Annotated in this window: 5 protein-coding genes; 1 reads left to right on the forward strand and 4 read right to left on the reverse strand. The window is 36.5% G+C overall.

Features of this window, described 5'->3' with window-relative positions; translation table 11 throughout:
- Window positions 1–172 precede the first annotated feature (172 nt).
- From CL42_RS15645 to CL42_RS15655, 3 genes are read right to left on the reverse strand one after another with little or no spacing between them, the layout of a single operon-like run.
- Window positions 173–1,093, reverse strand: coding sequence for a M15 family metallopeptidase (locus CL42_RS15645; protein ID WP_051586653.1), 921 nt, complete (start codon window positions 1,091–1,093; stop codon window positions 173–175).
- 52 nt (window positions 1,094–1,145) lie between these two features.
- Window positions 1,146–1,646 (reverse strand): hypothetical protein, encoded by a 501-nt coding sequence (locus CL42_RS15650; RefSeq protein WP_035270766.1) that lies wholly within the window; start codon window positions 1,644–1,646, stop codon window positions 1,146–1,148.
- Window positions 1,643–2,563 carry an IS30 family transposase gene (locus CL42_RS15655; protein ID WP_155757011.1) on the reverse strand — a complete coding sequence of 307 codons (921 nt, stop codon included), beginning with the start codon at window positions 2,561–2,563 and terminating at the stop codon, window positions 1,643–1,645. The genes CL42_RS15650 and CL42_RS15655 overlap by 4 nt, the downstream gene beginning before the upstream one ends.
- A gap of 243 nt (window positions 2,564–2,806) precedes the next feature.
- Between CL42_RS15655 and CL42_RS17140 the strand changes: the two genes are divergently transcribed.
- Window positions 2,807–3,055, forward strand: coding sequence for a hypothetical protein (locus tag CL42_RS17140; protein ID WP_155757012.1), 249 nt, complete (start codon window positions 2,807–2,809; stop codon window positions 3,053–3,055).
- Between the two features lie 242 nt (window positions 3,056–3,297).
- Here the strand turns inward: CL42_RS17140 and CL42_RS15665 are convergent.
- A partial coding sequence (locus CL42_RS15665; protein WP_035270767.1) for an NADPH-dependent FMN reductase occupies window positions 3,298–3,575 on the reverse strand: 278 nt, incomplete at its 5' end.

Below are 3,575 nucleotides of genomic sequence, written 5' to 3' on the forward strand. Positions count from 1 at the left end.
TATGTGAAAAGAAAAAAATAAACAAATAAAATTAAGGGAAATGCATGGGTACGGGAAAATTAACTTCTAAATCGATGTCTTCACATAGTTAATTACAAGCGCAAAATATATCAATAAATACAAAAATGCCTGTATCGTTAACAGGCATTTTGAAAAGAGAATCAACGGATTATTACTGTTCTATATTGCTTGCCATTAAATTACCTTGTTCAGCTTCTCGCATGAAACGATCATGAGTTTCCTTGCTACGAACCAAGCCAGGCATTCGATATTCTGTATGACCGTAGTCATGAATTTTTGTCCAACGTCCTCCCCAAACTAAACCGACAGACTCAGCAACTTGACCATATAACTGATAGCCACGCATAGCCCAAGGATCACGTTCAGAAATAACGACTTTACCATCTCGCTTGAATGCGACATCAGCTGCCAAACCAAATTGGTGATAGCTACGGTATGCAGTCGCTAAAGTGGTTGCTTTATTCCGAGATAGGCTATTTTGTCGTGCAGGACTACGATAACCCTCTAGTAATACTAATTCATAGCCATGTTGTTCCTTCATAATTTTGAAGACCATAAGTAATCGTTGTTTATAGCGTGGATGCATCTTGTCCCACTTACGATTTACCATTGAAGTATCGAGATGACCATGAGAAAACTCTGAATTTTCTACATTAGGAGTAGTTGTAGATGAAACAGAACCGCCAGTTTGAGCTTGATATTGTTGCTCAAGACGTATAGCTTCAACGATTGCTGCATCGACGAGACTTTCTTCAACCTCTGGTGGAGGGGAAAGAATTTCCCCATTTAATAAGTTATAAATTTGAGGATCAGCTTTCTTTAAATAGTTCGCTTCTATTTTTGTAGGATCAACGGGTTTTGTAAAAGCAAAAAGCATAATACTGCTAAGTAAGAAAAAACCAGCAATGAGTATCCACCATTGCTGTAAGTGCCAATGCGTTTGAATTTGGTCTGCTGATGCAGCATGATTCATTTCATGTGCAAATTTACGTGCGTTTAAAAGCTTTTTTTTACCTTGTGGTAATAAGCTTTGTGCAAAATCTATTACTTTTTGTCTTATCTCATAAGACATCAATAAAGTCAGCGCGATGATCAATATCACAAAACTGACAATGATAAAAAAATCACGGTGCAGGTTCTTTAGCAGTTCGTGTGACTGAAATTTCTACACTGGCTACAGGAATATCAATATTTTCATCAGTGTCAGCTTTACTTTCAGCAATTTTATTTGCATTGGCTGTCGTAGGCTTAGACTCAGGCTTTTTTATGGTTTTCGGTAATGCTTCAGTTGTGGTCTTTTTTACTGGTTCTGCTTTAGGTGGAACTTGGGGAGTTTTGTTACTTAAAGGTTGCGCTTGATTAAAAGTTGATTCAAAGGGATTTTTACTTGAAGTCACTGGTTGAGTTGCTTGAGCAGAGTTTGTTTGCTGATGTTTGAAAATATTATTAAGCTCATTTAGCTTGGGTTGAGCTTGGTGATATTCATCAGGTTCAGATTGCTCGTTTTGATCAGCTTGAGTGACTCCTGAATCAATATTGGATAATTTATCATTTGAGTGTGTTGAATCTGTATCTGCTGCGTTAATCGGTTGGAAGCTTGGTTGATTTAAATAGGGCGAATTCAAACATGAGGTGCGACAGTTTCAAAAGCCTTATGATAATCAACAAGCTGAGCAAATTTCTCTAATGGTGTAAGCCAATCTAACGCTTTTCTAGGGCGAGTATTCAGTGACATGGCAACTTGATTTAAATAATGCTGATCTGCTTGGCTTAGGTCAGTCCCTTTCTGTAGATATTGTCTAATCAAGCCATTCATATTCTCACAAGTACCTCTTTGCCATGGCGAATGAGGATCACAGAAATACACTTCTATCCCTAAATCCTGTTCCAAAATCTGATATTCCGCCATTTCGCGCCCACGATCATAAGTCAATGTCTGACGTAACTCCGGTGGTAGATATTTCAGTGATTCTGTTAATGCTAAGCGAATTGATTCTGCTTTGGCATCAGACAACACAGCTAATAAACAAAGGCGTGTATTTCGTTCAATCAGACTAGCTATAGCACTTTTATTGTCTTTTCCTTTGATCAAATCTGCTTCCCAGTGGCCTGGTCTTTTTCTTTCCTGAACCTCGGCAGGACGCTCATGTATAGTTTTTATCTCTTGTAATATCGAATCTTTTTTGGACTCTCCATTGGCTTTACGTTTTTTATTTTCACGTCTTAAGCACGATAATAATTCTTTTTTTAATTCACCTTTGGGCAAGGCTCGAATAGTTGAATAAATTGTTGTATGGCTGATATTCATAGCTGGTTCTGAACTCAAAAATTGTTTTATTCGTTTAGAAATTTGTTCTGGTGACCACAAACAAAGGATTTCTTCAACAATGAATTTCCATAATAAAGAAGCATTCAACTTAAGTTTTCTGTGACCACGTCTTCGTCTAGCCAATGCAGACTGTGAAGCGGATTCAGCGCAGTAAGATTCAGTTGTCGAATTGAGATTAAGTTCACGAGAAATCGTACAATGATGTCTATTAATTTGTTTAACAAATTTTCGGGGTGAAAAGTTTGCTTTTTATGTTCAAGCATTAATGCTGTTCGTTCTTGAAAACTCAGATGGGTATATGACAAAGTGACACTCCTATATCCAATTTAATAAGGATAGTTGTGTCGCACTTCAAGGTTTAGGCTGCCCTGTTTATGCAAAAGTATTACAGCAACAGCCATCAAATTTAACAAATAGTATTACGATGCAACAATTTCTAAAACAATGTTTTTTAAAATGATTCTACAAAATTCTGGTAAAGATAATAGCTTTGAAAATGATATTGAAATTAAACAAGTTAACTCTTTATGTGTAATGGGGAAATTTTTACTTTCTGAAAAGTATAAAAATGCTGTTAATCTACAAGGCGAGGTCTATTCAGAGTTTTATGAATGGTTAAGCAAAAAACAATTAAAATGGAAAGAAATAGTTTCAAAGGAATCTCCTAGGATATTTGATGTTCCCTGTACAGCTTTAAAAGACTAAGAGAATACTCAGCAATATACGAAAAAGCCCCAACATCCTGTTGAGGCTTTTTCGTATATTGCTGAGATTCAACTCCTGTCAAATCTATAGCTTCCTGCATTTCATATTTTTACTTTAAGAAATATCCTATCTCTGTATGGTTTAACTATATGTAAATTTACCTTGTACGTATAGAAGCGATATAAGCCACAGCGTACATCAATATTCAAAAGATTTTCTATTGTGTACAGCTAAATCGGATCTTATGCACTTACATATTGCACAATTTTATCAAACGCAGATTTAAGCGCTTTGTCATCGAATTCATTGCCTTCGAATGTTTCATTGCGATTGCGTGCAAAAATATCGCGAATCTCAACCACGGCATTTGAGTCGACTAAACCTAATTGCGTAGCAACTTGACGGATTTGATCGATAGAGCGAGAGCCATTACTACCGCCATAACTGACATAAGCAGCAGGTTTTCCATTCCACTCTTTACCTAAATAGTCGAGTGCATTTTTAAGTGCAGGGCTGTATG

It is taken from the genome of Acinetobacter sp. Ver3 (assembly GCF_000632455.1).
Taxonomy (GTDB): domain Bacteria; phylum Pseudomonadota; class Gammaproteobacteria; order Pseudomonadales; family Moraxellaceae; genus Acinetobacter.

Bases quoted from the DNA above. Each gene is read 5' to 3' on its own strand.
- CL42_RS15645 (WP_051586653.1), bottom strand. From the start codon at position 1,093: ATGTCTTATGAGATAAGACAAAAAGTAATAGATTTTGCACAAAGCTTA.
- CL42_RS17140 (WP_155757012.1), top strand. From the start codon at position 2,807: ATGATTCTACAAAATTCTGGTAAAGATAATAGCTTTGAAAATGATATT.